The following is a 24,386-nucleotide window of genomic DNA, read 5'->3' on the forward strand; positions in this document are numbered from 1 at the left end:
GTTCTTGACCATGTCCTCTCGCGATGCCCGCGTCATCAGCTTGGTTGGCATAGCTCATGGGGCCAGCCACTACTACCAGTTGGCTTTCGTCACGATGCTATTGATTGTGCGGGAGAAGGCGGGGCTTGGTTTCGATGATATCGGCCTTCTGGGTGGTCTATTCTATGGCGTCTCGGGCATCGGTCAGACAGCAGCAGGTTTCGCCGTTGATCGGTTCGGGGGGCGGCCAATCCTCGCGGCCGGACTTGCCTCCATAGGGGTTGCCCTGGGTCTGATTTCGACCGTCGACTCGTTCTGGGGCTTTGCCGCCATTGCAGTCGTGGCAGGCCTCGGAAACAGCGTGTTCCATCCTGCAGATTTCGCCCTACTCAATGCGTCGGTGAATCAGGGCAAGCTGGGCCGCGCCTACTCGATCCACGGCGTAGGAGGTTCCCTCGGCTGGGCCGCCGCACCGGTAATGTACTTTCTCAACGAACTGGTCGGATGGGTTGGCGCAGCGCTGATCGGTGCCGTGCCGGGCCTGCTGCTGGCCGTCTTGATCTGGATGTTTCGGAACGACTTTGTCGATCACAGGGTCGAGGTCCGCGTTGCGGTGGCGAGGCAGGGCGGCGGTATGAGCATGAGCCTCTTCCTCCAAGTGCCCATCCTGATTTGTCTGGTCTACTTCGCGTTGATCGCGGCCACCACCGTCGGTATCCAACAGTTTGCTGTACCTGCCTGGACGCAAATGTTCGGTATCGAGCAGCGCTATGCAGCGCTCTGTCTGACTGTGTTCATCGTGGGTTCTGCGGCCGGCGTGCTGGCGGGAGGCTTTTTCGCCGACCGGGTTCGTAACCACGACCGGGTGGCGGCCATCGGGCTTCTGGTGGCTGCGGCTTTCACCGTGCCGATCGCGCTCCACAATGTTCCTGCTGAGGTGCTGTTACCGCTGCTGGCGGTGGCGGGGTTCGCCGGCGGCGTCACCGGTCCGTCGCGCGACATGATCGTGCGTAACGCCACTCCGCCCGGGGCCTCGGGCAAGGTGTTCGGCTTCGTCTATTCGGGACTCGACGTAGGCTCGTTCCTGGCCCCGCTGGTGTTTGGTTTCCTGATGACACACGGCATGCCGGCTACAATCTTCTGGATCGCGATCTTGCTCTATGTGATCAACGCCGTGCTCGTGATGCTGATCCGCCAGACAACGCCGAGGATTGCAACCGCCGCCGCCGAGTAATCATGCGGCCTCCAGCGCTTCCTGCGCTGCAAGCCAATCATGTTCGGCGTGCGCGAGTTCACGCTCGAGCCGCAGCTTCTCCTTCTGCAGATCGGCGACGACCGACGGCGCTCCGGCGTAGGTCGCGGGATCGGCTAACTTGGCTTCTATCTCGGCCCTTTGTCCGGTGAGGTCTGCCAAGGCCTTCTCGGCCTTTTCCACGGCGCGCTTGAGATGACCCTTCTTCGGCCTCTCGGTCTGGACAGCTGGCAACGGCGGCGGCTTCTCTTTCTTCAGGCGAGCCTCCCTGGCGGGCCTGGCGCCACGCTCGCGCAGCAACGTCGCCTGGTAGTCGTCGATGTCGCCCTCGAAAGCCGTCACTGTGCCGCCAGCCACCAACCAGAGCTGGTCGGCGACCATCTTGACGAGGTGCGTGTCGTGGCTGACCAGCACGACGGCGCCGTCAAACTCGTTGATGGCCGCGATCAGCGATTCGCGGGCATCCATGTCGAGATGGTTGGTCGGTTCGTCGAGCAACAACAGATGAGGCGCGCTGCGTGTGGCAAGGGCCAGCAACAACCGTGTCTTCTCGCCGCCCGACAGCACACCGGTCTTGAAGTCCGCGCGCTCGCGCGAGAACCCGAACCGTCCGAGCTGGGCGCGCACCTTGTGCTCGGCCGTGCCAGGCCCCAGGGCGCGGTTCATGTGCTCGAACGGCGTCGCGTCGTAGTCGAGTTCCTCCTCCTGGTCCTGCGAGAAATAGCCGATGCGCAGGCGGGGCGAGTGCTTGATCCTGCCTTCGCGTGGTGTGAGACGGTCGGATAGCACGCGGATGAACGTCGACTTGCCGTTGCCATTCTGGCCCAGCAGTGCGATCCGATCGTCCATGTCGAGGCGCAGATCGAGCTTGCGCAGGATCGCAGGGCCGTCGCCATAGCCGACCGTCACCTCGTCGAGTGTCTTGATCGGCGAGGCAAGCTGGTCGGGCGGCGGGAAGCTGAAGGCGAAGTGCTCATCGATCGGCACGGCGGCCATCGGACCGAGCTTCTCGATCATTTTGAGGCGCGACTGCGCTTGGCGGGCTTTGCTCGCCTTGTAGCGGAATCGATCTACGAAGGCTTGCATGTGCTGGCGGCGCGCCTCGTTCTTGGCGCGCTGGGCTGCGTCGTTCTCCAGTCGCTCTGCGCGGGTGCGCTCGAAGGTGCTATAATTACCAGTGTAGGTGACGAGCTTCTGCTGATCGATGTGCACAATGTGGTCGCACACGTCGTTGAGCAAGTCCCGGTCGTGGCTTACCATCAGCAGCGTGCCGCGAAAGCGCTTGAGGTGTTCTGTCAGCCAGAATTGCGCCTCGAGGTCGAGATGGTTCGACGGCTCATCGAGAATCAGCAGGTCGGGGTCGCTGAACAGCGTGCCGGCCAGCGCCACGCGCATGCGCCAGCCACCGGAGAACTCGCGGCAAGGCCGCGACTGGGCGGCGTTGTCAAAGCCCAGACCGCTCAAGATGGACGCCGCCCGCGCCGGTCCAGATGCCGCCCCGATCTCGTCGAGGCGGGCGTGGATCTCAGCGAGCCGAGCCCCGTCCTGACAATGATCCGCCTCCGCCAGTAGGGACCTGCGCTCCGCGTCGGCCGCCAGCACCGCTTCGAGCACCGCGATCTCGCCGCCCGGCGGGTCTTGGGGTACCGAACCGACGCGCATGCGGCCGGTCATGTTGATGTCGCCACCATCGGCCTCAGCCTCGCCCTGGATCAGGCGCAACAGCGTGGACTTGCCCGCGCCATTGCGGCCAACCAAGCCGACCTTCCAGCCGTCGGAAATGGCCACCGAGGCGCGCTCGAACAGCACCCGCTCGCCGTGGCGGAAGGAAAGGTCGTTGACGTGCAACATGAGGCGGGCGCGTGTAGCATGCGCGCGCACCAGGACCAACCGCTTGCCGCCCTCGAACCTCGCGTCTATAAGGCCCGCCCACCGGCACTAGGCACACTGGCAAGAGGGTTTTTATGGCCGTCGAACGCACTTTTTCCATCATCAAGCCGGACGCGACACGACGGAACCTGACCGGCAGGATCAACGCCCGGTTCGAGGAGGCCGGCCTGCGCATCGTTGCCCAGAAACGCATCTGGATGAGCCGCCAGCAGGCCGAGCAGTTCTACGGCGTTCACCAGGCGCGGCCATTCTTCAACGACCTTTGCAGCTTCATGACCTCGGGCCCGGTCGTGGTGCAGGTACTCGAGGGCGAGAATGCCATCGCCCGCAATCGCGAGATCATGGGGGCAACCAACCCAGCCAACGCTGCCGCCGGCACGATCCGAAAGGATTTTGCCGAATCGATCGAGGCCAACTCGGTGCACGGCTCCGATTCGCCGGAAAACGCGGCGATCGAGATTGCCTATTTCTTTGCCGGCTGCGAGATCGTCGGCTGAAACGAAAAGCGGCCCGAACGGGCCGCTTCTCTTCGGTCCGGGCGGTCGCGGCTGTCAACTGAGGACGGCGAACCCGACGATCAGGGCCAAGGTGCCGCCGATACCAAACAGCAACGAGATGACCGGCAGGTTGCCGACCAGGCCGAGCGCCATGCAGCACAGCAGCAGCACGACCCAGAGGATCGTGAACAACACGAGCTTGTTGAAGGATTCGTAGGTGTCGCGGTGCTCGCGGTACTCTTGGGTGGTCGTATCGGTGGCCATGGCGGTCCCTTGTTGAAAGTTCCAGCGGATATATATCCGACTAGGGCTCGGTCGAGAAGAGCAGCGTATCCCCCGGCGCAGCGCCCGCCACGGTGACACGGCCGTTCACGATGGCGACGCGGCCTTCGCCGTACCAGCGCACGACCGTGGGGTAGAGGCGATGCTCCTGGCGGCGGACCCGGGCGGCCAGCGCTGCGGCGCTGTCCCCGGGCAGCACGGGCACCGCGGCTTGGGCGACAATCGGGCCGCCATCGAGGTCGGGCGTGACGACGTGCACGGTGCACCCGCTCAGGCGCACGCCAGCCTTGAGTACACGCTCATGCACGTGCAGGCCCGGGAAGGCAGGAAGGAGCGACGGATGGATGTTGATCATCCGCTGCGGCCACCGACCGGGAAACCACGGGCTGAGGATGCGCATGAAGCCCGCCAGGGCAACCAAACTCACACCGTGCTCTTCGAGCTTGGCCGAGACCGCCCGGTCGAAGGAATCGCGGTCGGCGAAGTCACGATGCGGCAGGACGAATGTCGGCGTGCCCAGGCTTCGAGCCACGGCGACGCCGGGCGCATGGGAGAGGTTGCTCACAACACAGGCGACCTCGGCGGGAAACTCGGCCGCGCGCGCCGCCTCGATCAGGGCGGCCATGTTGGTACCGTGCCCCGAGATCAGGATTCCGACCCTCAGTTTCGCCATAGCGCGTCGGCGTTCTCTACGACGCAGCCGGCCTCCGTGCCAGGGGTGCTCTCGATCACGCCGACCTCGTGGACCGATTCACCGGCACCCGTCAGTGCCTTGACGACGCGGCCCGCATCGCTCTTGGTGACGATGACGATCATGCCCAGTCCGCAATTGAACGTGCGCAGCATATCGTCGGTCGGTACGCGACCGGCGTCGCGCAGCCAGCCGAAGACGGCCGGCGCCTTCCATTGCCGTGCGTCGAGCCGCGCGCGAGTGCCGTCGGGCAGGCAGCGCGGCACGTTGCCGGGCAGGCCGCCGCCGGTGATGTGAGCGAGTCCTTTGACCGCCCCTGTGTCGCGGATGGCTGCCAGCAACGACTTGACGTAGATGCGCGTCGGCTCGAGCAGCATGGCTACATCATGGGGACTGCGTTCCATGACCTTGCGCACCAACGAAAACCCGTTGGAGTGAAGACCGCTCGAGGCAAGCCCGAGTACCACGTCGCCGGCGGCAATATCGGCACGCGGCAAGAGCTGGCCACGCTCGGCGGCGCCGACGGCGAAGCCCGCCAGGTCGTAGTCGCCAGCGGCGTACATCCCGGGCATCTCCGCTGTCTCGCCGCCGATCAGCGCGCAGCCGGCCCGCCGGCAGCCCTCGGCGATCCCGGCGACGACGCGACGCCCCGCTTCGACATCGAGGCGGCCAGTGGCGTAGTAGTCGAGGAAGAACAGCGGCTCGGCGCCCTGAACGACAATGTCGTTTACGCACATCGCCACGAGATCGATACCCACGGTGTCGGGAATGCCCGCTTCGATCGCCACCTTGAGCTTGGTGCCGACACCGTCCGTGCCCGAGACCAGGATAGGGTCGCTGAAGCCTGCGGCCTTGAGATCGAACAACCCGCCGAAGCCGCCGAGACTGCCCAAGACTCCCGCGCGGTCCGTGCTGCGCGCCAGCGGCTTGATATGCTCGACCAGGGTATCGCCCGCATCGATGTCGACACCGGCGTCCTTGTAGGTCAGGGGTGGCCGATTATGGCCTTTGGCGTCGGGCTTCAAGCCGGGCTCATTCGTGCTAAACAGATGGCGCGAACATAACCAAAAACCGGACCCCCGCAATGCCGCCCGTCTGTTGGTTTTCCACGATTCTCGTCGCATTGGCGGCGCTCGCGGCGGGCGGAGCGGCAAATGCCCAGATCTCCAGTGGCAACACCTTGACCATCGGCGGCATCGACGTGGACGTGACCGGCCCCGATGCCGTCCAGGCTCGCCAGCAGGGCATCCGGGAGGCCGAGCGTCGCGCGGCCAAACTGTTGGTCGAGCGCATGGTAGCGCCGGAGGATAGGAGCAAAGTGCCCCCGCTCGACGACGCCACACTCTCCGGCATGGTCCGTGGCGTCGAGTTCGCGCGCGAGCGCACGTTGCCCAATCGTTACATTGCCACGCTCGGCGTGGTCTTCGGCACCGAGCCGGTGAAGGAGTGGCTCAGGCGCGGTGACGTCGGCATGATCGAAACGGTGGCGCGGCCTGCTCTCGTGATCCCGCTGTGGAAGGGCAAGAACGGCGTCGAGCCGCTCGACGATCAGAATGCATGGCGCGAGGCGTGGCGCACGCTCGATACCACTGGAAGCGCCGTCCCGGTGAATGTCGTGCGCGGCGACCAGCTGGACGAAAACGCGCTGTCCGTGGAGGAGGCGTTCGTCGGCGACGTGTCGGCCTTGTCGCGACTCAACGAGCGCTACCGGGCGCCGACCCTGGTGGTGGCCATCGTCGAGGGCGACAAGCAAACCGGCGGGTTGACGATTTGGGGGTTGCGCTACGATGCCCAGACCGGGGCGCGCAGCGAACTGCCGAGGGTCCAAGTGGCTGGCGAGAAGGACCTCGCCGACGCGGCGAAGAAGATGCACACCCGTCTCGACGAGGAGTGGCGCAACGTCGCCGTCGTGAGGCGAGATTCGCAGGATGCGCTAGACGTTACCGTGCCGATCCGCGGCCTCGCGGATTGGGTCCAGGTGCGCCAGCGCCTCGGTGCCGTTCCTGCGGTGAAGGGGGTCGAGGTACGCTCGCTCGAGTCGGATCGGGCCGACATTCGCCTCGAGTACTACGGTACCACGGACCAACTCCGGAGCACTCTGGCACAAGCCGGCCTGCTGCTCGACAGGGACACCGACAAGTGGCGCCTGCAGCCGCGTTGAGATGAACACATCGTCCCAGGCCATGCGCTGGCGCTTCTGGCTGGGAGTGACCGTCGCCTTCGTCCTGGCGCTATGGCTGCTGAACGACATTCTGCTGCCATTCGTGGTCGGAGCGGTCGTCGCTTATTTCTTCGATCCGCTGGTCATCCGTCTGCGCCGTCATGGATTGTCGCGCACCTGGGGAACGGTCGTCGCGACCGCATTGGCCGTCGTGATAGGCGTTGGGGTTCTGACGGCCATTTTGCCGCCCCTTTACAACCAACTCGAGGAGTTGATCGTCAAGGCGCCGCAGTACGCCGTGCAGGCGGCCATGCGTCTGCAGCCGATGATCGAGCCGGTGCGCGAGCGGCTCGGACTGGAGCCGCTCGGCCTGTCGGACATGCAGGCGGCCGCGACACGTTGGGCGGCGCAGGCGCTTGGCACTGTCGGCGGCGTGCTGGGCAAGATGGCGCAGGGCGGTATCGCCATCATCAACCTGCTGGCGCTCCTGTTTCTCACGCCGGTCGTGACCTTCTATCTGTTGCGCGATTGGGAAAAGGTGCTGGGCGCCATCGACAGCGCCCTGCCGCTCGATCATGCCGACACGATCCGCAGACTGGCGCACGACTCCAACGCGGCCATTGCCGGCTATGTGCGCGGCCAGGCATTGGTCTGTCTCCTTCTGGGCAGCTTCTACGCCGGCGGCCTCACGTTGGTCGGATTGCAGTTCGGCTTCGTCATCGGCCTCACCGCCGGCCTGATCTCGTTCATTCCCTATGTCGGTACCTTTGTCGGCGGCGTTTTGGCCATCGGTATGGCACTGGCGCAATTTCCTCCCGACTGGATGGGCGTAGCGAAGGTGGCGGGCATCTTCGTCGTTGGTCAGGCCATCGAGGGAAACGTTCTGGCACCCAAGCTGGTGGGCGACAGGGTGGGACTTCACCCGGTGTGGATCATGTTCGCGCTGCTCGCGGGCGGTTCTCTGTTCGGTTTCGTCGGCGTTCTGGTCGCGGTGCCGATTTCGGCCGTTCTCGGCGTCGTCGTTCGCCATCTGCTTGAGCGCTATCGCGCCAGCCCGCTCTATCGTGGCGACGGCGCGCCGTGAGTGGGTCATGACGAGTCAGCTCACCCTCAACCTTTCGCTTCCCCCGCCAACCTACGCCCGCGAGGATCTGGTGGTCGCCGCAGGCAACCGCGAGGCTTTGGCTTGGATCGACCGATGGCCGGACTGGCCGGCGCCGGTCCTTGCGTTGAGCGGTCCGCCGGGCTGCGGCAAGACGCACTTGGGCCGCATCTGGGCCGCCAGCGCAGCAGCCATCGTGATCGCGGGAGCGGACCTCGAGAACAAGTCGATGCCGGACCTCGCTGCGCTTTCCGCCGCGTCGGCTGCGATCCTGATAGATCACGCAGGCCAAGCGCCCGAGCGGGCGCTGTTCCATCTCTACAACCTGATGCGCGAACGAGGTGGCCATCTGTTGCTGATCTCGGAGGAACCGCCGGCCCGGTGGCGCATCACCCTGCCGGATCTCGCTTCCCGCCTCCGTGCGGCACCGGCGGTGGCGGTGGCGCCCCCGGATGACGAGCTCCTCGGTTCGATCATCCTGAAGCAGCTCGCCGATAGGCAATTGCATGCGGCACCCGGCGTCGTGCACTATCTGCTGGCCCATATGGAGCGTTCCGCGGAGGCAGCACGCACGGTCGTGGCTGCTCTCGATCGTCGGGCACTCGCCGAGCGGCGCGAGATCGACCGACGGCTCGCTGTCGACGTATTGGCTGAGCTGAATGGAGGGTGATGATGACGATGAGAACTGTTCTGCTGGCCGCCTGTTTGGGCTCGATCGCGTCGATGGCGTCGGCACAGGACTCCAAGGTCGTTGGGACGTGGTTGACGGCATCCGGTACGGCACAGGTCAAGATCGGACCCTGTCCCGATGCCGCGAGTGGGCCGGTCTGCGGCTTCATCGTCGGGTTGATCAATCCGAAGGGGCCGGACGGAAAGGTGGTCGCGCCGGAGGTGGCGACGGACTACCGCAACGCCGATCCGAAGCTGCGCGATCGCAAGGTCATCGGCATGCCGCTGATCTGGGGTTTCAAGAAGACGGGCGACCCGAACGTCTTCGAAGGCGGCCAGATATACAACGGCGAGAACGGCAAGATCTACAGCGCCAACATCGGCGTCGAGTCCGACGGACGGCTGAGGTTGCGCGGCTACTCGGGTTCGCCCATGTTCGGTGAAACGCAATACTGGACGCGGGTCCAGTAGGCAACATCCTGGGGAGAAGGGCATGGATCTCGGCATAAAGGGCCGCAAGGCGATCGTTTGCGCGGCGAGCAAAGGGTTGGGCAAGGGTTGCGCGATGGCGCTGGCGCGTGAGGGCGTCGATCTCGTGATCAACGCGCGCACCCAAGCCGAGCTCGAGGCGACGGCGGAGGAAATCCGCAAGAATACCGGCGTGAAAGTGACGGCGATCGCCGTCGACGTCACCACCGAGGCCGGCCGCAAGCAGGTCCTTGCTGCCTGTCCAGAGCCCGACATCGTCGTCAACAATGCCGGTGGTCCGCCGCCAGGCGATTTCCGCGACTGGACCCGCGACGACTGGATCAAGGCGGTCGATGCAAACATGCTGACGCCCATTGAGTTCATCAAGGCCACGGTCGACGGCATGATGAAACGCGGCTTCGGTCGCATCGTGAACATCACCTCCAGTTCGGTGAAGGCTCCGATCGACATTCTCGGCCTCAGCAACGGTGCCCGCTCGGGCCTGACGGGCTTCGTCGCCGGCGTCGCTCGCGTGACCGTTAAGCACGGTGTGACCATAAACGGGCTGCTGCCGGGACCGTTCGACACGGATCGCCTGCGCAGTACGATCAGGACGCGCGCCGGCAAGAACAACCGCAGCTTCGACGACGAGTACAAGGCCGGCGCTGCGGCCAACCCTGCAGGCCGCTTCGGCACGGCCGAGGAGTTTGGTGCTGCCTGTGCCTTCTTGTGCAGCGCCCATGCCGGCTACATCACCGGCCAGAACCTACTGATGGACGGTGGCCAGTACCCTGGGACGTACTGATCGTTAGCCATCGGCACGTACCAGTTCGCGCGGACGGACGAACTCGACGAGCGTGGCGCGGCCGGCCGCAAGGTCGGCCCAATGCCCGGTTTCGAATTGCAGGACGGCCAAGGCACCGGTGGGGAACTTCTGGTGTAGCGCCGCGAGCCGGGCTGGTTGGCCATGGCCTGCCAGGGCCTGAGCGAGGTGCCAGATGCCGTCGTTGTGGCCGATCAGGAGAACTGCTGCCACTTGATCGTCGAGGTCGCGCAGTCGGCTCAATAGCGCGTCCTTCGAAGCGAGGTACAAGCCTTTCTCCAGAACGATCGGCGGCGCCGGTGTGGCCAGGAGATCGACCAGCGGTGCCAGTGTCTGACGAGCGCGGGCGGCTGTAGAACACAGGATCAGCCCCGGCCGGTGCGGGGCGCGCGCAAGCCTTTCCGCCATCGCTTTGGCTGCGTTTTCGCCGCGGGCATTCAACGGGCGGTCGTGGTCGGCGAGACGGCTGTCGCCCCAGGCCGACTTGGCATGCCGCATCAGAAGCAGCGTCTTCATGGTCTACGTCCGGAAAGTCGTTCTGGTACAAATACTTAGATGTTTGCCATGACACGGTCATGTAGAGACGGTACCGTTTCCATGACGACCTTGAAAGGATGAGCCTGCGGCCGGATTCATGGATGCGTTGAACAATACCGCCCCGATGGACGATGCTGCGACGATAACGGCGGCGAGCCCGCGACGGTTCATCAATCGCGAGCTGTCGTGGCTGGCATTCAACACGCGTGTTCTGGAGGAGGCGAGCAATCCCCGTCATCCGTTGCTCGAGCGGGTGCGATTCCTCTCGATCTCGGCGAACAATCTCGACGAATTCTACATGGTACGAGTGGCGGGACTGGTCGACATGCTGCCCAACCGTTCGACCATGCTGAGTGACGACGGGCTGACGCCCGCAGAGCAACTGGCCGCCATTCGCGACCGAGCCTCGGGTTTGATGGCCGAACAACAGCGCGTCTGGGCCGCCTTGCAGGACGAATTGCGTGACGCAGGCATCGCCGTGCTGGAGGGGGGCGAACTCGCCGAAAGCGAACGTGCCTGGCTCGAACACTACTTCATCGACCAAGTCTTTCCGATCCTGACACCCCTCGCCATCGATCCGGCGCACCCGTTTCCGTTCATCCCCAATGGCGGCTTCTCAGCCATTTTCGAGTTGCAGCGCAAACAAGACAAGCGGCCGTTGATGGCGCTGCTTCCGCTGCCGCCCCAGGTCGATCGGTTCGTTCGTCTGCCTGGATCGGCGATCCGCTTTCTGCCGTTGGAAGAGCTCGTCGACATCTTCCTGCCGCGTCTCTTTCCCGGCTACAAGGTGAAGGCGCGGGGCTTCTTCCGACTGATTCGCGACAGCGATGTCGAGATCAACGAGGAGGCTGAGGATCTGGTGCTGCTTTACGAGAGTGCGCTGAAGCGTCGCCGGCGCGGCGACCTCATCTCGCTTTCGATCGACAGTTCTATGCCGAACGAACTGCGCGATTTCCTGTTCGACCAGCTCGAGATTGCCGCTCAGACGGTGCATGTGTTCGAACTCGACAGGATGCTCAACATCGGCGATGTGAAGGCGGTCATCGTCGATGATCGGCCGGATCTCAAGTTCGCGCCATACAACGCCCGCTTCCCTGAACGCATCCGCGACTTCGGCGGCGACTGCTTCGCGGCAATCCGGGCCAAGGACATCGTCGTTCATCATCCCTACGAAAGCTTCGACGTCGTCGTGCAGTTCCTGCGTCAAGCGGCGCGCGATCCCGCAGTCGTGGCGATCAAGCAGACGCTCTACCGCACCTCTGCCGATTCGCCGATCGTGAAGGAGCTGATCGCTGCGGCCGAGGCCGGCAAGACCGTGACCGCCTTGGTCGAACTCAAGGCACGCTTCGATGAGGAGGCGAACATCCGCTGGGCGCGCGACCTCGAGCGCTCTGGCGTGCAGGTGGTCTATGGTTTCATCGACCTAAAGACCCACGCCAAGGTCTCCATGGTGGTGCGGCGCGAAGCGCAGGCCGTGCGAACCTACGTCCATTTTGGTACCGGCAACTACCATCCGATCACTGCGCGCATCTACACCGATCTGTCGTTCTTCACGTGCGATTCGGCAATGGGTCGCGATGCGGCTCGGCTCTTCAACTTCATGACCGGATACGCGCGGCCGGAGACGATGGAGAAGATTGCCTTCGCGCCAGTGACGCTGCGCCCGACCCTGTATGAGTTGATCGACGCTGAGATCGCGCACGCGCGGACGGGAAGGCCGGCCGCGATCTGGGCCAAGCTCAATTCGCTCGTCGATCCCGAACTGATCGACAGGCTTTACGCGGCGTCGATGGCAGGTGTGCAAATCGATCTTGTCGTCCGTGGGATCTGCTGCCTGAGACCGGGGGTCGACGGGTTGAGCGAGAACGTCAGGGTCAAGAGCATCATCGGACGATTTCTCGAGCATGCTCGCATCGTCTGCTTCGCCAACGGCAAGGGTCTGCCGTCGACCGAGGCCAAGGTCTTCATCTCCTCGGCTGACTGGATGCCGCGCAACCTCGACCGGCGCGTCGAGTTGTTTTGCCCAGTCGAGAATCCGACGGTGCACGAGCAGGTGCTTGATCAGATCATGGTGGCGAACCTCAAGGATGACGGGCAAAGCTGGATCATGTCGCCGGATGCCACCTATCGCCGGCCGGCACCCGGCAAGGAACCCTTCATTGCCCATCACTACTTCATGACGAATCCATCGCTGTCGGGCCGGGGCAGTGCAATGCGTGCGACGGCTGCCGTGCCGAGACTGGTTCTGACCGTCTGATCTCTCAGCGGCGTCGGGTCGCGGGCATTCCGACGCTGCAATTCACGGCGGTTTGCGCTAGAGGGTGCGCCCATGGACGGCGAACGCAGCGTTGATCCCCATCCGAGCCGCGCCGGACAAGGTGCCGGCCGGGTCGGTATCATAGACGTCGGCTCCAACTCGATTCGCCTCGTCGTCTATGAGCGGGCCAGCCGGGCGCCTTTGCCGGTCTTCAACGAGAAGGTGCTGTGCGGGCTTGCTCGAGGGCTGGATGCCACCGGCCGGCTCAATCCGGTGGGTGTCGAACTGGCGCTCGCTAACATCGATCGCTTCGTCGCGCTCGCGCGCAACATGAAGGTGAAGTCGCTCGATCTGCTCGCGACGGCCGCCGTACGGGACGCTGCCGACGGTCCTGAGTTCATGGGCGAGATCGGGCGTCGCCCGGACATCACCGCACACATCGTGAGTGGCAAGGACGAGGCGCGGTTCTCCGGCAACGGCGTCATCTGCGGTATGCCGGACGCCGTCGGCGTGATGGGTGATCTGGGTGGCGGCAGCCTCGAACTGGTTGCACTGGGCGACGGCCGGATCGGCTCGTCCACGACTCTACCGATTGGGCCGCTGCGTCTGATGTCGTCTGGAATCGGCGATCCCAAGCGGGCCGTTCTGGAAGCGATCGAGAACGTGCGTTGGCTGCGCAACGAGGGCGGCAGGACCTTTTACGCCGTTGGCGGCGCCTGGCGCTCCTTCGCGCGCCTTCACATGGAGCAGGCAGGCTATCCGCTACACATTATTCACCACTACGATATTCCCGCCGACGAGGCACGTGCCGTTGCTCGGCTGATAGCCGTCCAGAGCGCGAAGTCGCTCGAGAAAATGCCTGGCGTCTCCCGGCGGCGTATCGACACCCTGCCACTAGCCTGTCTTGCACTCGACCGGCTTCTCGCCGCGCTCAAACCGCGCAACGTGGTGTTCTCGGCATTCGGTCTGCGTGAGGGTTTCTACTATTCGCGCCTCAGCGACAACGAACGGGCACGTCATCCCCTGATTGCGTTTGCCGAGGAGCAGGGGGTGGGCTGGCGCCGCTTCGACCTTTCGCCCATGGAGATCTTCGACTGGCTGTCACCGGCGTTCGTGGGCGAATCGGAATCTGACCGGATTCTGCGCACCGCCGCCTGTCACCTGAGCGATATTTCATGGAACGACCATCCGGACTATCGCGCTGACCAGGCCTATGTGCGCGTGCTTCATTTGCCGGCGCCGGGCATGAGTCATCGCGACCGCGCCATGCTCGCGATGGCGCTGACTTATCGCTACAAGAGCGACCCGAAGACCGCGACAATCGAGACCGCACTGCGCCTCACCGACGGCAAGGGTCGCGCGTTCGCGCGTCGACTGGGCGCATGTCTGCGCCTCGCCTACAACCTTTCCGGCGGAGCACCGGGCCTGCTGCCGCGTATCCAATTGCAGCGCAGCGAGCGCGAACTTCGCTTGGTGGTGCCTGTTGATCTCAGGGGCAGCTTGGGGGACACGACGGCTCGCCGTCTCGAGAGCGCTGCCGAGGCGTTCGACCTCAAGCCGGTGATCGTGCAGCCCTGAATTCGCGTTGCCTGGGTGGGCCTGATAGCTGCCGATCTCTCGCGCAGAGCACATGTCAGGCGATTGCAGGGACCTCGATGAGCTGCGGCGCCTCGCCCTTGAGCGCCAGCGCAAGACGTCCCTCGATCAAAGCCAGTGCATCGGCACCGAATATCTCATGCCGCCATCCCTTGAGCGCGGGAATGTCACGCTTGCCGGCGGCCAGACGGTCGAGTTCGTCGGCGCTTGCCACGAGGCGGGCGGCGACGCCGGCCTGCTCGGCCTTGAGGCGCAGTAGTGTCCGCAACAGGTCGACGACGGCGCCGGGCGCGCGCAGTTGCTCCGGCGCCTTGTCGCGGGCCGGCAGTTCCGAGTCTGGCAGGTTGCGTGCCCGATCCAGCGCGTCGAGTAGTTCTCGGCCTTGCCACCCCTCGGCGAAGCCGCGGCCCAGGCCGCGCGTCATGGCGAGTTCCGCGGCCGACTTGGGAGCGTGGCTTGCGATTTCGAGTAGCTGTTCATCGCGCAGCAGGCGCTGGCGCGGGATGTCGATGCGCTGCGCGGTGCGCTCGCGCCAGGCCGCGGTTTCGCGCAGGAAGGCCATCAGGCGGGGCGAGGCGCCACGCGGCTTGAGACGGCGCCAGGCCAGCTCCGGATCGGCGCGGTAGGTCGCGGGGTCGTTCAGAACTGCCATCTCTTCCGCGATCCAGGGCAGGCGCCCGCTCTTCTCGAGATGGCGTTTCAGCTTTTCATAGACGACGCGCAAGTGAGTGACGTCGGACAGCGCGTAGGTGATCTGTCGCTCGCTGAGTGGGCGACGGCTCCAGTCGGTGAAGCGGCTGGATTTGTCGATGCGAGCCTTGGCGAGCTTGCTGGCCAGCGACTCGTAGGAGGCGGCTTCACCGTGTCCGCAGACCATCGCGGCGACCTGGGTATCGAACAAGGGCTGCGGCACCTGGGTCATACGCAGGTAGAAGATTTCGATGTCCTGGCGCGCAGCGTGGAACACCTTCAGCACCTTGGGATTGGCCATCAAGGCGTCGAGTGGCGCCAAGTCGATGCCCTCGGCGAGGGCGTCGATGGCGGCTGCGTCGTCGGGGCCGGCGACCTGGGCCAGACAAAGCTTGGGCCAGTAGGTCCGTTCCCTCATGAATTCGGTGTCGACGGTGACGAACTCAGCCTGCGCCAGAGGTTCGCAGAAAGCCGCCAGCTCGTCCGTCGTGGTGATGAGCTTCATTGAACATGCTCTATAGCTGCGGCCGATGCCGGCGGCAAAGGCGTGGCGGGAATAGGCGCCATTCCCTTGACTTGAGCGCTCGATCCGTGCCTTTTGCCGGGCCGTAAAAACCCGGAAAATCCGTGATGTCTTCGATCTATCGAACCCATACGTGCGGTCAGTTGCGGCCCGAGCATGTCGGCCGACAGGCCTGCCTTTCCGGCTGGGTCCAGCGCAAGCGGGACCATGGCAATCTGCTGTTCATCGACCTGCGCGATCACTATGGCGTGACCCAAGTCGTGGTCGACGCGGGCAGCCCCGTCTTCAGGACGGCGGAAGCAGTGCGGACCGAAAGCGTCGTCACGGTCGCCGGAAAGGTGGTCGCGCGCGAAACCTCGACGATCAACCCCAGACTTGCCACGGGGGAGGTCGAGCTTGATGCGACCGAAATGACGGTCCAGTCCATGGCGGAGCCGTTGCCGATCCCTGTCTACGCCGAGCAGGACACGACGCCGGAGGAGCTTCGACTCCGGTACCGTTTCCTCGACCTGCGCAAGGACAAGCTGCACAGGAACATCATGCTGCGAAGCCAAGTTATCGCCAGCCTGAGGCGACGCATGATCGAACAGGGCTTCATGGAGTTCCAGACGCCCATCCTCACGGCCGACAGCCCCGAGGGCGCGCGTTCCTATCTGGTACCGAGCCGTCTGCATCCGGGCAAGTTCTATGCGTTGCCGCAGGCGCCGCAGATGTTCAAGCAACTCCTGATGGTGTCGGGTTTCGATCGCTACTTCCAGATCGCGCCGTGCTTCCGGGACGAAGATGCACGTGCTGACCGAGCTCCTGGTGAATTTTATCAGCTCGACTTCGAGATGAGCTTCGTGACGCAGGAAGACGTCTTTTCTGCCATCGAGCCGGTGCTGCACGGTGTATTCGACGAATTCTCGTCGTTTGGCCGCGAGAGTCCGCGCCGAGTGACGCCATTTCCGTTCCCCCGCATCCCCTTTGCGGAGGCGCTGCTGACCTATGGCACCGACAAGCCCGACCTGCGCAATCCCCTCAAGATCTGCGACGTCGGCGAGGTCTTCGCAGGCTCCGATTTCAAGGTCTTCTCCGGGATCGTCGCCTCGGGGGGCGTCGTTCGTGCGATCGCGGCGCCGAAGGCGGCCAGCCAGCCACGCAGCTTTTTCGACAAGCTCAACGGCTGGGCGCAGGGCGAGGGCAAGCCCGGCCTCGGCTACATCGTCCTCGAGGGTGGGGTCGGGAAGGGGCCGATTGCCAAGTTCGTCGCCGAGCAGCGGCTTGCCCGACTCAAAGCCTTGACCGGTGCCGAAGACGGTGACGCGGTTTTCTTCATTGCCGACAAGCCGGACGCTGCCTGGAAATTCGCAGGTCAGGCACGAACCAAGATCGGCCAGGAGATGGACGTCATCGTCGAAGACCAATTCGCCTTTTGTTGGATCGTCGATTTTCCGATGTTCGAATACGACGAGCAGGCCAAGAAGGTCGATTTCAGCCACAACCCATTTTCCATGCCGCAGGGCGGCCTGGAGGCGCTGGAGACCCAGGACCCACTGACCATCAAGGCGTGGCAGTACGACATCGTGTGCAACGGCATCGAACTCTGCTCTGGCGCCATCCGGAACCACAAGCCAGACATCATGTACAAGGCATTCGGCATTGCCGGGTATAGTCGCGAGCAGGTCGAACAGCGCTTCGGCGGTATGCTCAATGCCTTCAAGTTCGGCGCGCCGCCCCACGGCGGGGCGGCGCCGGGAGTCGACCGCATCGTTATGCTCCTGGCGGACGAGCCCAATATCCGGGAGGTCATCGCCTTTCCGATGAACCAGCAGGCGGTCGACTTGATGATGGATGCGCCGACCGAGATAGCCCCGGAAAAGCTGCGCGAACTGCATATCGGGCTGCGCCTGCCCCCGCCGAAGAAGGACTAGTGAGCTGAGCCGGCCGCGACGGGCGGAGCGTAAACGCGTTCGAGGTTTGCGATGTCGTCGCGATAAGTCCACTTTGCGGACAGCACCGGGCGGCGGAGAGATTCGGAAGAATAATTATATATCAATAACTTGAAAGTCTCGTGGCTCGAGGCGCCGGCGCCATCGACATCCGAGACGATTCGTCCTCAAGTCCTCGGAGTCCACTGCAGTCCTCCCGGAACGGTCCTCGGAGTGTGGACGTGCCGCGGACGTGCGCAGCGCTGCAGTCGTCTATCGTAAGACTTCAATCATCGGCACCAATATGATATTATTCAATTAGTTAAATAGAAAACTTCAAGTGAAATATGATCCCGTCGCGGCTGCTTATCGTCACTTTACCCCTGCTCGCCGGCCTCGGCTTGGCGGTGGGAGGCTGCGGAGTACCGTTGGCCATCTCGGCGGGCAGCTACGCCGCGGACGGTGGTCTACTGGCCGCTACGGAAAAGACTTCGACCGACCACTTTGCCTCGATGGTCACGAAGAAGGACTGCGCCTTTTTCCGCGTCTTGCGCGGCGTCAGCATCTGCCGGGAGCGCGAGGACGGCAAGGATCCTTATGACGTCAACTACGACGAGGCCCACCGTTCTCCATCGGAGGACGGCACGCAATACGCGCCACCTTTGAGGGCGGCGTCTGACGCGCCGGCAACGAGTTGGGACGCGGCAACCTACGCTCCGGTGGAGCCGATGCCGCCACCCTCTGCCCCGATCACAGCGGTGGCCGACGCGGCCCCCGCGGAGCCTCCGCAGGCGGTGGAGCGCGCCGCACCGTCGAACAAGTCGCGCAAGGCCAAATCGGGTCGGCCGTTCAAGAGGGTTTCACGAGGTCAGGTGGTGCCTGCCCCCTGAGCAGGAAGGCCTCCAGATTGTCGAGGGCCTTGAAGCCCATGGCGTTGCGGGTCTCGACCGTCGCCGATCCCATGTGGGGCAGCAGGAAAGCGTTCGCCAGGTCATAGTAGCCGTGGTGGATTTTCGGCTCGCCGTCGAAGACATCGATCCCGGCGGCGGCCAGATGGCCGTTCTTCAGCGCGGCAATCAAGGCGTCGTCATCGACGACGCCGCCGCGCGCGGTGTTTACCACAATGGCTCCTTTGGGCAGCTTGGCGATCCGGTCGGCATTGACCCATTTGCGGGTGGCCTGCGTCATTGGCGCGTTGATCGACAGGAAGTCGCAATGCGCCAGCATGTCGTCGGCATCGGCATGGAAGGTGGCGCCCTTCTCGATATCCGGCGGCAGGCGGCTTCGGTTGCTGTAGTGAATGGTCATGCGAAAGGCGCGGGCGCGGTCGGCAACGGCCTGGCCGATGCGGCCCATGCCGAGGATCCCCAGCCGCTTGCCCGTGACGTGCACGCCCATGAGTTGGGTCGGTGTCCAGCCAACCCATTTGTGGGCACGCAGCATGGTCGTCCCCTCATGGGCGCGGCGTGCGGCACCAAGCAGACACAGAAGCGTGATGTCGGCTGTTGCGTCGGTCAACACGTCGGGAGTGTTGCTGACAGCGATGTTGCGCTTTATGGCCGCCGCCACGTCGACGTGCTCGTAGCCGACCGAGAAGGTGGCGATCATGCGAACCGAGGCCGGCAGCGCGTCGATCGTCGCGGCGTTCAAGGCGTCGCCGGCGGCGCACATGATGCCGTCGCAACCCGCAGCGGCGGCTATCAGCGCCGCGCCGTCGTAGAGTCTGTCCTCGGGATTGAGGATGGCGTCGAAGTTGGTGGCCAGACGGGCTTCGACGTCCGGCGGGAAGTGTCGCGTGGCCAACACGCGTGGTTTGCGGTTCGTCATCGGCGCCATCCTCCCGGTTCAGTCCTGCTGCTACCGAAGTCACTGGTAATCGGCAGCCTTGGATATTACGCTTGGATGCCCGGCTACAAGGCCTAGCCCCCGCCAAGTGTCCGTTGACCACGTATAGTTTTCGCCGTTCTAGCTCCCCCATGGCATTGCCCCTGGCGGTCGGCTGTTGCGTTGTGCTGGCGGCACTGTGGATAAGCTCGGGCAGGGCGGTGCTCGCGCAAGCCCAGGAAGTCACCCTGGTGCCACACCGGGCGACCTACGAGATGAAGTTGATGGTTGCGCGCGCCAACAGCGGTATGGTCGACGTCAGTGGGCGCATGGTGCTGGAGACGGTCGATTCGTGCGACGGGTGGGAGGTCCGCCAGCGCATCAAGTTGAGTTTCCTGCGCAATGACGGCGAAGAGTTCGAGACCGATTCGAGCTTCACGAGCTACGAGACCAAGGACGGGTTGGAGCTGCGCTTCAGCGTCCGCAACATCCAAAATGACGAGATCGAGGAGGAACTGCGCGGCCACGCCGAGCTGGATGCCCTCGGCGCCAAGGGACGTGCCAGCTTCACTTTGCCCGAGCCGCGCAGCTTCGACCTGCCGGCGGGGACGCTGTTTCCGACCACGCACTTGTCGCTCATCATCAAGCACGCGCGCGACGGCGATAGATCGGTGCCCTACAAGGTTTTCGACGGGGCCCGCCTCGATGGCGCCTTCCAGGTTAATGCCGTGATCGGCAAGCCGCCCCGGCCGTCACCGGGCGGCCCGGCGCTACGTGGCGATCTGGCGCTGTTGAGGCAGCCGTCGTGGGGCGTTCGTTTCGCGTTCTTCGCCGGGGACGACCAGGCGTCCCAGCCGGAGTACGAACTGGCGCTCGATTTGCTCGCCAACGGCATTGCGCGTTCGATGCTGCTGGACTACGGCGATTTCGCCGTGGGTGCCCAACTCGTCCATTTGCAAGCGCTGCCGAGGCCTCGATGCTGAATCGTGCTCTTCCCGTGATGTCGGCCCTCATGGCGGCGATCGCAGCGTCGGCTGCTATGGCAAGTGACTTTGCGCCGCACCGTGCGGTCTATTCCGTGTCGCCGCTCGAACGCGGCAAACCCGGCAGCGGCGCTCCCGGCACCTATGCCTACGAGTTGCGTCGTATCTGCGACGGCTATGTCATCAACCAGCGTCTGCGCCTCGAGCTCGATAGTGGCCGGGCTGCGGTGGTGAGCGAGCAGCAATCTCAAATGACCGAAAGCCGGGACGGCCGCAGGCTTCGTTTCGAACACCGCAGCACGGCCAATGGCAAGGTCACGAGCCAAGTGAAGGGCGAAGCGTCGCTCGGCGACGATGGCGCCGGCCAGGCGCGCTTCGGCGAACCCGAAGGCCAATCGGTGGCCCTGCCCGTCGGTACGTTGTTTCCTGTAGCCATCGTGCGCGCTGTGCTCCAGCACGCCAAGGCAGGGGACACCGGCTTCGACGCGCAATTCTTCTTTGGCGAGAAGGTCAAGCCGCCGCACGACGTGAACGTCGTCATCGGTCGCGTTCCCAAGCGACTGGCCGCGTTGGCGGTTCCCGAGGACGCCGAGGCGCTGGTCGACGGCCGCACGCGGATCTACTACCGCGGCGGGTTCTTCGACGCCGACGCAAAGGCCAAGGGTGATCAGGCCAGTTTTGAGATGAGCAGCCTCATGCTCGACAACGGCGTCGAACTGTACGGCACCCACGAGGAGGGCGACGGCGGCATCGAGTACCGGATCACAAAGCTCGAAGCCCTGCCGCAGCCGAATTGCAACTGATCGGGTGGTTGTGCATGCTCGGCGAATGCCGGGACAGCAAGCGCCCCCGAACGGATTGACCCCCGAGCAGGCGGTCGACCGTCTGGAGGCGCTGCACGCGATGGCGTGCGGATCGTTGCGTGCTGCTCTTGCCCGATTTACCGAGTCGGGCGCGACGCCGACGGCGGCGGACCGGCAGCGCTTTCGCTATCCCGAGCTGCGAATCGACTGGTATCCGTCGGGGACCGTGCATTTCACGCGGCGCGCCTGGGCCAAATTCCAGTCGCCGGGGCGCTACGCGACCACGGTCACGCAGCCGACCTTCTTCCGCCAATACCTGCTCGAACAGCTTCGGCCACTGTCCGAGGAGTTCGGCGCCCGTATCGACGTTGGCGTCAGCAAGGAGGAAATTCCCTATCCCTTCGTCACCGAGGCCGGCGACGAATTCGTGCACGGCGACCTGTCGGTGGCCGAGCTGGCGCAGCACTTCCCGACCGCCGTTCTCGCCAATGTCGGCGACGAGGTCGTCGACGGTACCTGGCTATTCGACCCGTCGCGGCCACGGCCGCTCGCCCTGTTCGATGCCGTGCGGGTGGACTTCTCCTTGCGCCGGCTCACGCACTACACGGGGGTCGACTGGCGCACTCTGCAGCCTTGGATTCTGTTCACCAATTATCAGCGCTACATTGATCAGTTCCTGGCCTGGGCGGCGGAAGAACTGGCCCGACCCGATGGTCCCTATGTTGCCTTGGCTCTGCCGGGGGGCGCCTTGGTGCGTCGCGGCGCGGGTGCCGATGACGTCGCCGCCGCCGTCGCGGCTGCTCCCTGGCATCGTTTCCAGATGCCGGCCTACAGCCTGCTGAGATCGGATGGAAAGGGTGGCGTCACCATCGTCAACATCGGCGTCGGCCCGTCCAACGCCAAGAATGCGACCGACCATCTCGCCGTGCTGCGCCCGCATTGCTGGCTGATGATCGGCCATTGCGGCGGGCTGAGGCAGTCGCAAACCATCGGCGACTACGTGCTGGCGCACGGCTACTTGCGCCGCGACCGCATTCTCGACGACCTCGTGCCGCCGGAAGTGCCGGTGCCGGCGCTGGCCGAGGTACAACTCGCATTGCAGGAGGCGGCGGCGCGCGTCACCGGGGAGCGGGGCGACGCGCTGAAGCGCCGACTGCGCACCGGCACCGTGGTGAGCTACGACGACCGCAACTGGGAACTGCGCTGGTCGCAGGAACGGCGCCGCATCAGCCTCGGGCGGGCCATCGCCGTCGACATGGAAAGCGCGACGCTCGCCACCCAGGGCTATCGCCTGCGCGTGCCCTACGGGACGCTTCTCTGCGTCTCGGACAAGCCGCTCCATGGCGAGATCAAGCTGCCGGGAGCCGCGACGCTGTTCTATCAGCGTGCGGTCGGCGAGCATCTGCGGATCGGACTGGAGACGGTCGAGCTGCTGCGGGGCGAACTCGCTTCGTTGCATTCGCGCAAGCTCAGGAGCATCGACGAGCCGCCGTTTCGCTGAGGCTACTCCGGCCAGAGCCAGGCGGCGCCGCGCACGCCGCTCGAATCGCCGTGCCGGGGCGGCAGCAGGCGTGTCACGATGTGCTCGGGCTCGGAGAAAACATGATCGCCCAGGAGATCGGGCACGCGCCGGTAAAGCTGACTCATCCGCGACAGGCCGCCGCCCAGGACGATGGCATGGGGATCGAGGACGTTGACGATCGAACCGAGTGCCCGGGCGAGACGGTCGCAGTAGCTCTCCATCTGGTCGGCCGCCTGCCGGTCACCGGCCAGCGCCGCGTCGGAGATGTCGGTCGCTCGCAGGTCGCGGCCGGTGCGCCGCATGAACTCGCGTTGCAGCGCGGGTCCGCTCAGCCAACTCTCGATGCAGCCCCGACGCCCGCAATAGCAGGGTGGACCGTCCCGTTCGTCGTCGCGTGGCGCGGGCAGGGGGTTGTGGCCCCATTCGCCGGCGATCGCCTGAGCGCCGGTGAGCGGTCGGCCGCCGACGACCACGCCACCCCCGACGCCGGTTCCAAGGATCACGCCAAACACCACCTCGAGGCCCGCCGCCGCGCCGTCGGCCGCCTCGGATACGGCGAAGCAGTTGGCGTCGTTCTCGAGGCGAACGTCGCGGCCGAGTCGCCGCTCGAGATCCGCCTTCAAGGGGCGTCCGTTCAAGTGGACGGAATTGGCGTTCTTGATCATCCCGGTTGCCGGAGAGATCGCGCCGGGGTGCGCGAGGCCGACGGAGCAGCGCGCGCGTACCTCGTTCTCGAGGCGGCGCACGAGGTCGACGATCGCCTCGAGGGTGCCGTCGTAGGAACCACTTGGTGTCGGCACGCGGTGGCGAGCGCGCTCGCGGCCCGCGCCATCCAGCACGATGCCTTCGATCTTGGTCCCGCCGAGGTCGATCCCGAGGCGCATCAGTCCGTCGTTGTCACAGGAAACGGGCGCGGATGTCGATACTGGACTTCGACCCGACGGACTCGAAGGCGGCCTCCAGCCAGCGTTCGGCGGCCTGCCGGCCGAGCCCGAACAGGTGGTCGAGGAATGCCGGTTCGACATTGAACTTGCTGACCGCGCCGAGCGGTGCCAGCGACGCTTCATCGGCGATCGAGTGGACCAGCACGTTCCTGAGCCGACGCGCGAAGTCACCCCCGACCGCGCCCTGCTCGATCAGCGACTGGACGAAGGCGATGGCCCGCATCTCGGCCATCAGGGCGCCGCCGAAGGTGATCTCGTTCAGGCGGTCGGCGATCTCGGCGTTGCTGCGGGGAACGCCGGACCGGAACGCGGGGTTGATCTCCACCAGCACCACATCGTGGCTGTCGCTGTTGTAGATGAACGGCCAGATCGGTGGGTTGCCGCGATAGCCGCCGTCCCAGTAGGGAACGCCGTCGATCACCACGGCCTCGTGGATGTTGGGCAGGCAGGCCGAGGCCATGAGTGCGTCGATCGACAGTTCCTCGCGCGAAAAGATGCGGATCTTGCCGGTCTGCACGTTGGTGGCCGCGATGAACGCCTTGATCCGATGGCAGGCACGCACGGCTTTCTCGTCGAAGTGCTTGCGCAGGAGATCGCGCAACGGGTCGTATCTCAGCGGATTGCGCTGCCACGGCGAGAGCGAACGCTGGATCAGGTCGCTCCACAGTGCCGCCGGCGAATCGTCGAGGTTCCAGTTGCCGCGCAGGCGGTCGAACGCCGTGCGCTGGATCGGGCTCACCGCGGCGTAAGTGCCGAGTTCGGTCCAGAAGTCGCGCAGCGCCTGCCGCGCCCCGGCCGCGCCGCCGCGCGCCCAGCCCTGCATCAGGATCGCCGCGTTCATGGCGCCCGCGCTGGTGCCGCTCAGCGCCTCGATCTCGACGCGGCCGTCCTCGATCAGCGCGTCGAGCACGCCCCAGGTGAAGGCGCCGTGCGAGCCGCCGCCCTGGAGAGCGAGATTGATGCGCTTGGTGACACTCATGCTA

23 protein-coding genes are annotated in these 24,386 nt (G+C 64.9%); 14 read left to right on the forward strand and 9 right to left on the reverse strand.

From position 1 onward, the window contains the following. Window positions 1–10: 10 nt before the first annotated feature. Window positions 11–1,213 carry an MFS transporter gene (locus KIT25_10670; GenBank protein UYN97362.1) on the forward strand — a complete coding sequence of 401 codons (1,203 nt, stop codon included), beginning with the start codon at window positions 11–13 and terminating at the stop codon, window positions 1,211–1,213. On the opposite strand, the gene KIT25_10675 is transcribed toward KIT25_10670, so the two are convergent. Beyond that, a complete protein-coding gene (locus tag KIT25_10675) occupies window positions 1,214–3,082 on the reverse strand; it encodes an ABC-F family ATP-binding cassette domain-containing protein (protein UYN97363.1) in 1,869 nt (622 codons plus the stop codon). It lies immediately after the preceding gene. 113 nt (window positions 3,083–3,195) lie between these two features. Here KIT25_10675 and ndk point away from each other — a divergent pair, with 113 nt between their 5' ends. Further along, the gene (gene ndk / locus KIT25_10680; protein UYN97364.1) at window positions 3,196–3,618 is read left to right on the forward strand and encodes a nucleoside-diphosphate kinase; all 423 of its coding nucleotides are present in this window, start codon (window positions 3,196–3,198) and stop codon (window positions 3,616–3,618) included. A 54-nt stretch (window positions 3,619–3,672) separates the two neighbouring features. Here the strand turns inward: ndk and KIT25_10685 are convergent, their stop codons facing one another. The 3 genes from KIT25_10685 to purM are packed head-to-tail and all read right to left on the reverse strand — an operon-like array spanning window position 3,673 to window position 5,715. Next, window positions 3,673–3,882: an aa3-type cytochrome c oxidase subunit IV gene (locus KIT25_10685; protein UYN97365.1), complete on the reverse strand. Its 210-nt coding sequence runs from the start codon at window positions 3,880–3,882 to the stop codon at window positions 3,673–3,675. Between the two features lie 40 nt (window positions 3,883–3,922). Beyond that, window positions 3,923–4,573 carry a phosphoribosylglycinamide formyltransferase gene (locus KIT25_10690; protein ID UYN97366.1) on the reverse strand — a complete coding sequence of 217 codons (651 nt, stop codon included), beginning with the start codon at window positions 4,571–4,573 and terminating at the stop codon, window positions 3,923–3,925. Next, on the reverse strand, window positions 4,561–5,715 hold the full coding sequence (gene purM, locus KIT25_10695; protein ID UYN97367.1) for a phosphoribosylformylglycinamidine cyclo-ligase: 1,155 nt from the start codon (window positions 5,713–5,715) through the stop codon (window positions 4,561–4,563). Before purM ends, KIT25_10690 begins: the two co-directional genes overlap by 13 nt. On the opposite strand from purM, the gene KIT25_10700 reads away from it, so the two are divergent. The 5 genes from KIT25_10700 to KIT25_10720 are packed head-to-tail and all read left to right on the forward strand — an operon-like array spanning window position 5,715 to window position 9,796. Further along, window positions 5,715–6,752: a DUF2066 domain-containing protein gene (locus KIT25_10700; GenBank protein ID UYN97368.1), complete on the forward strand. Its 1,038-nt coding sequence runs from the start codon at window positions 5,715–5,717 to the stop codon at window positions 6,750–6,752. The two genes, purM and KIT25_10700, sit on opposite strands and share 1 nt — an antisense overlap. Window positions 6,753–6,774: 22 nt before the next feature. Beyond that, a complete protein-coding gene (locus KIT25_10705; protein UYN97369.1) occupies window positions 6,775–7,836 on the forward strand; it encodes an AI-2E family transporter in 1,062 nt (353 codons plus the stop codon). A gap of 7 nt (window positions 7,837–7,843) precedes the next feature. Next, complete coding sequence (locus KIT25_10710) at window positions 7,844–8,524, forward strand: DNA replication protein (protein UYN97890.1); 681 nt, start codon at window positions 7,844–7,846, stop codon at window positions 8,522–8,524. A gap of 2 nt (window positions 8,525–8,526) precedes the next feature. Then, complete coding sequence (locus tag KIT25_10715; GenBank protein ID UYN97370.1) at window positions 8,527–8,994, forward strand: DUF2147 domain-containing protein; 468 nt, start codon at window positions 8,527–8,529, stop codon at window positions 8,992–8,994. Window positions 8,995–9,016: 22 nt separating this feature from the next. Further along, window positions 9,017–9,796, forward strand: coding sequence for an SDR family oxidoreductase (locus tag KIT25_10720; GenBank protein UYN97371.1), 780 nt, complete (start codon window positions 9,017–9,019; stop codon window positions 9,794–9,796). Between the two features lie 3 nt (window positions 9,797–9,799). On the opposite strand, the gene KIT25_10725 is transcribed toward KIT25_10720, so the two are convergent. Then, the gene (locus tag KIT25_10725) at window positions 9,800–10,330 is read right to left on the reverse strand and encodes a histidine phosphatase family protein (GenBank protein ID UYN97372.1); all 531 of its coding nucleotides are present in this window, start codon (window positions 10,328–10,330) and stop codon (window positions 9,800–9,802) included. Window positions 10,331–10,448: 118 nt separating this feature from the next. Here KIT25_10725 and KIT25_10730 point away from each other — a divergent pair, with 118 nt between their 5' ends. Both KIT25_10730 and KIT25_10735 read left to right on the forward strand, forming a co-directional pair. Beyond that, on the forward strand, window positions 10,449–12,608 hold the full coding sequence (locus tag KIT25_10730) for an RNA degradosome polyphosphate kinase (protein UYN97373.1): 2,160 nt from the start codon (window positions 10,449–10,451) through the stop codon (window positions 12,606–12,608). Between the two features lie 72 nt (window positions 12,609–12,680). After that, a complete protein-coding gene (locus tag KIT25_10735; GenBank protein ID UYN97374.1) occupies window positions 12,681–14,186 on the forward strand; it encodes a Ppx/GppA family phosphatase in 1,506 nt (501 codons plus the stop codon). A 55-nt stretch (window positions 14,187–14,241) separates the two neighbouring features. Here the strand turns inward: KIT25_10735 and rnd are convergent, their stop codons facing one another. Further along, window positions 14,242–15,399, reverse strand: coding sequence for a ribonuclease D (gene rnd, locus KIT25_10740; GenBank protein ID UYN97375.1), 1,158 nt, complete (start codon window positions 15,397–15,399; stop codon window positions 14,242–14,244). A gap of 125 nt (window positions 15,400–15,524) precedes the next feature. On the opposite strand from rnd, the gene aspS reads away from it, so the two are divergent. After that, complete coding sequence (gene aspS / locus KIT25_10745; GenBank protein ID UYN97376.1) at window positions 15,525–17,330, forward strand: aspartate--tRNA ligase; 1,806 nt, start codon at window positions 15,525–15,527, stop codon at window positions 17,328–17,330. A gap of 425 nt (window positions 17,331–17,755) precedes the next feature. Beyond that, a complete protein-coding gene (locus KIT25_10750; protein UYN97377.1) occupies window positions 17,756–18,217 on the forward strand; it encodes a hypothetical protein in 462 nt (153 codons plus the stop codon). On the opposite strand, the gene KIT25_10755 is transcribed toward KIT25_10750, so the two are convergent. Then, window positions 18,177–19,154: a D-glycerate dehydrogenase gene (locus tag KIT25_10755; protein ID UYN97378.1), complete on the reverse strand. Its 978-nt coding sequence runs from the start codon at window positions 19,152–19,154 to the stop codon at window positions 18,177–18,179. The two genes, KIT25_10750 and KIT25_10755, sit on opposite strands and share 41 nt — an antisense overlap. 149 nt (window positions 19,155–19,303) lie before the next feature. Between KIT25_10755 and KIT25_10760 the strand changes: the two genes are divergently transcribed. The 3 genes from KIT25_10760 to KIT25_10770 are packed head-to-tail and all read left to right on the forward strand — an operon-like array spanning window position 19,304 to window position 22,438. Further along, window positions 19,304–20,134, forward strand: coding sequence for a cell envelope integrity EipB family protein (locus KIT25_10760; protein ID UYN97379.1), 831 nt, complete (start codon window positions 19,304–19,306; stop codon window positions 20,132–20,134). After that, window positions 20,128–20,937: a DUF1849 family protein gene (locus tag KIT25_10765; protein UYN97380.1), complete on the forward strand. Its 810-nt coding sequence runs from the start codon at window positions 20,128–20,130 to the stop codon at window positions 20,935–20,937. Before KIT25_10760 ends, KIT25_10765 begins: the two co-directional genes overlap by 7 nt. 25 nt (window positions 20,938–20,962) lie before the next feature. Continuing rightward, window positions 20,963–22,438, forward strand: coding sequence for an AMP nucleosidase (locus KIT25_10770; protein UYN97381.1), 1,476 nt, complete (start codon window positions 20,963–20,965; stop codon window positions 22,436–22,438). A 2-nt stretch (window positions 22,439–22,440) separates the two neighbouring features. Here the strand turns inward: KIT25_10770 and KIT25_10775 are convergent, their stop codons facing one another. After that, entirely contained in the window at window positions 22,441–23,343 is a 903-nt protein-coding gene (locus KIT25_10775) for an ROK family protein (protein ID UYN97382.1), read from the reverse strand. A gap of 13 nt (window positions 23,344–23,356) precedes the next feature. Next, window positions 23,357–24,382, reverse strand: a complete 1,026-nt coding sequence (locus KIT25_10780) for a patatin-like phospholipase family protein (GenBank protein ID UYN97383.1) — start codon at window positions 24,380–24,382, stop codon at window positions 23,357–23,359. Window positions 24,383–24,386: the final 4 nt, after the last annotated feature.

This window comes from Enhydrobacter sp. (assembly GCA_025808875.1).
Taxonomy (GTDB): Bacteria; Pseudomonadota; Alphaproteobacteria; order Reyranellales; family Reyranellaceae; genus Reyranella.

Coding starts and splice junctions, on each gene's coding strand:
- KIT25_10670 (UYN97362.1), top strand. CDS start 11: ATGTCCTCTCGCGATGCCCGCGTCATCAGCTTGGTTGGCATAGCTCAT.
- KIT25_10675 (UYN97363.1), bottom strand. CDS start 3,082: ATGTTGCACGTCAACGACCTTTCCTTCCGCCACGGCGAGCGGGTGCTG.
- ndk (UYN97364.1), top strand. CDS start 3,196: ATGGCCGTCGAACGCACTTTTTCCATCATCAAGCCGGACGCGACACGA.
- KIT25_10685 (UYN97365.1), bottom strand. CDS start 3,882: ATGGCCACCGATACGACCACCCAAGAGTACCGCGAGCACCGCGACACC.
- KIT25_10690 (UYN97366.1), bottom strand. CDS start 4,573: ATGGCGAAACTGAGGGTCGGAATCCTGATCTCGGGGCACGGTACCAAC.
- purM (UYN97367.1), bottom strand. CDS start 5,715: ATGCGACGAGAATCGTGGAAAACCAACAGACGGGCGGCATTGCGGGGG.
- KIT25_10705 (UYN97369.1), top strand. CDS start 6,775: ATGCGCTGGCGCTTCTGGCTGGGAGTGACCGTCGCCTTCGTCCTGGCG.
- KIT25_10710 (UYN97890.1), top strand. CDS start 7,844: ATGACGAGTCAGCTCACCCTCAACCTTTCGCTTCCCCCGCCAACCTAC.
- KIT25_10715 (UYN97370.1), top strand. CDS start 8,527: ATGACGATGAGAACTGTTCTGCTGGCCGCCTGTTTGGGCTCGATCGCG.
- KIT25_10720 (UYN97371.1), top strand. CDS start 9,017: ATGGATCTCGGCATAAAGGGCCGCAAGGCGATCGTTTGCGCGGCGAGC.
- KIT25_10725 (UYN97372.1), bottom strand. CDS start 10,330: ATGAAGACGCTGCTTCTGATGCGGCATGCCAAGTCGGCCTGGGGCGAC.
- KIT25_10730 (UYN97373.1), top strand. CDS start 10,449: ATGGATGCGTTGAACAATACCGCCCCGATGGACGATGCTGCGACGATA.
- KIT25_10735 (UYN97374.1), top strand. CDS start 12,681: ATGGACGGCGAACGCAGCGTTGATCCCCATCCGAGCCGCGCCGGACAA.
- rnd (UYN97375.1), bottom strand. CDS start 15,399: ATGAAGCTCATCACCACGACGGACGAGCTGGCGGCTTTCTGCGAACCT.
- aspS (UYN97376.1), top strand. CDS start 15,525: ATGTCTTCGATCTATCGAACCCATACGTGCGGTCAGTTGCGGCCCGAG.
- KIT25_10755 (UYN97378.1), bottom strand. CDS start 19,154: ATGACGAACCGCAAACCACGCGTGTTGGCCACGCGACACTTCCCGCCG.
- KIT25_10760 (UYN97379.1), top strand. CDS start 19,304: ATGGCATTGCCCCTGGCGGTCGGCTGTTGCGTTGTGCTGGCGGCACTG.
- KIT25_10765 (UYN97380.1), top strand. CDS start 20,128: ATGCTGAATCGTGCTCTTCCCGTGATGTCGGCCCTCATGGCGGCGATC.
- KIT25_10770 (UYN97381.1), top strand. CDS start 20,963: ATGCCGGGACAGCAAGCGCCCCCGAACGGATTGACCCCCGAGCAGGCG.
- KIT25_10775 (UYN97382.1), bottom strand. CDS start 23,343: ATGCGCCTCGGGATCGACCTCGGCGGGACCAAGATCGAAGGCATCGTG.
- KIT25_10780 (UYN97383.1), bottom strand. CDS start 24,382: ATGAGTGTCACCAAGCGCATCAATCTCGCTCTCCAGGGCGGCGGCTCG.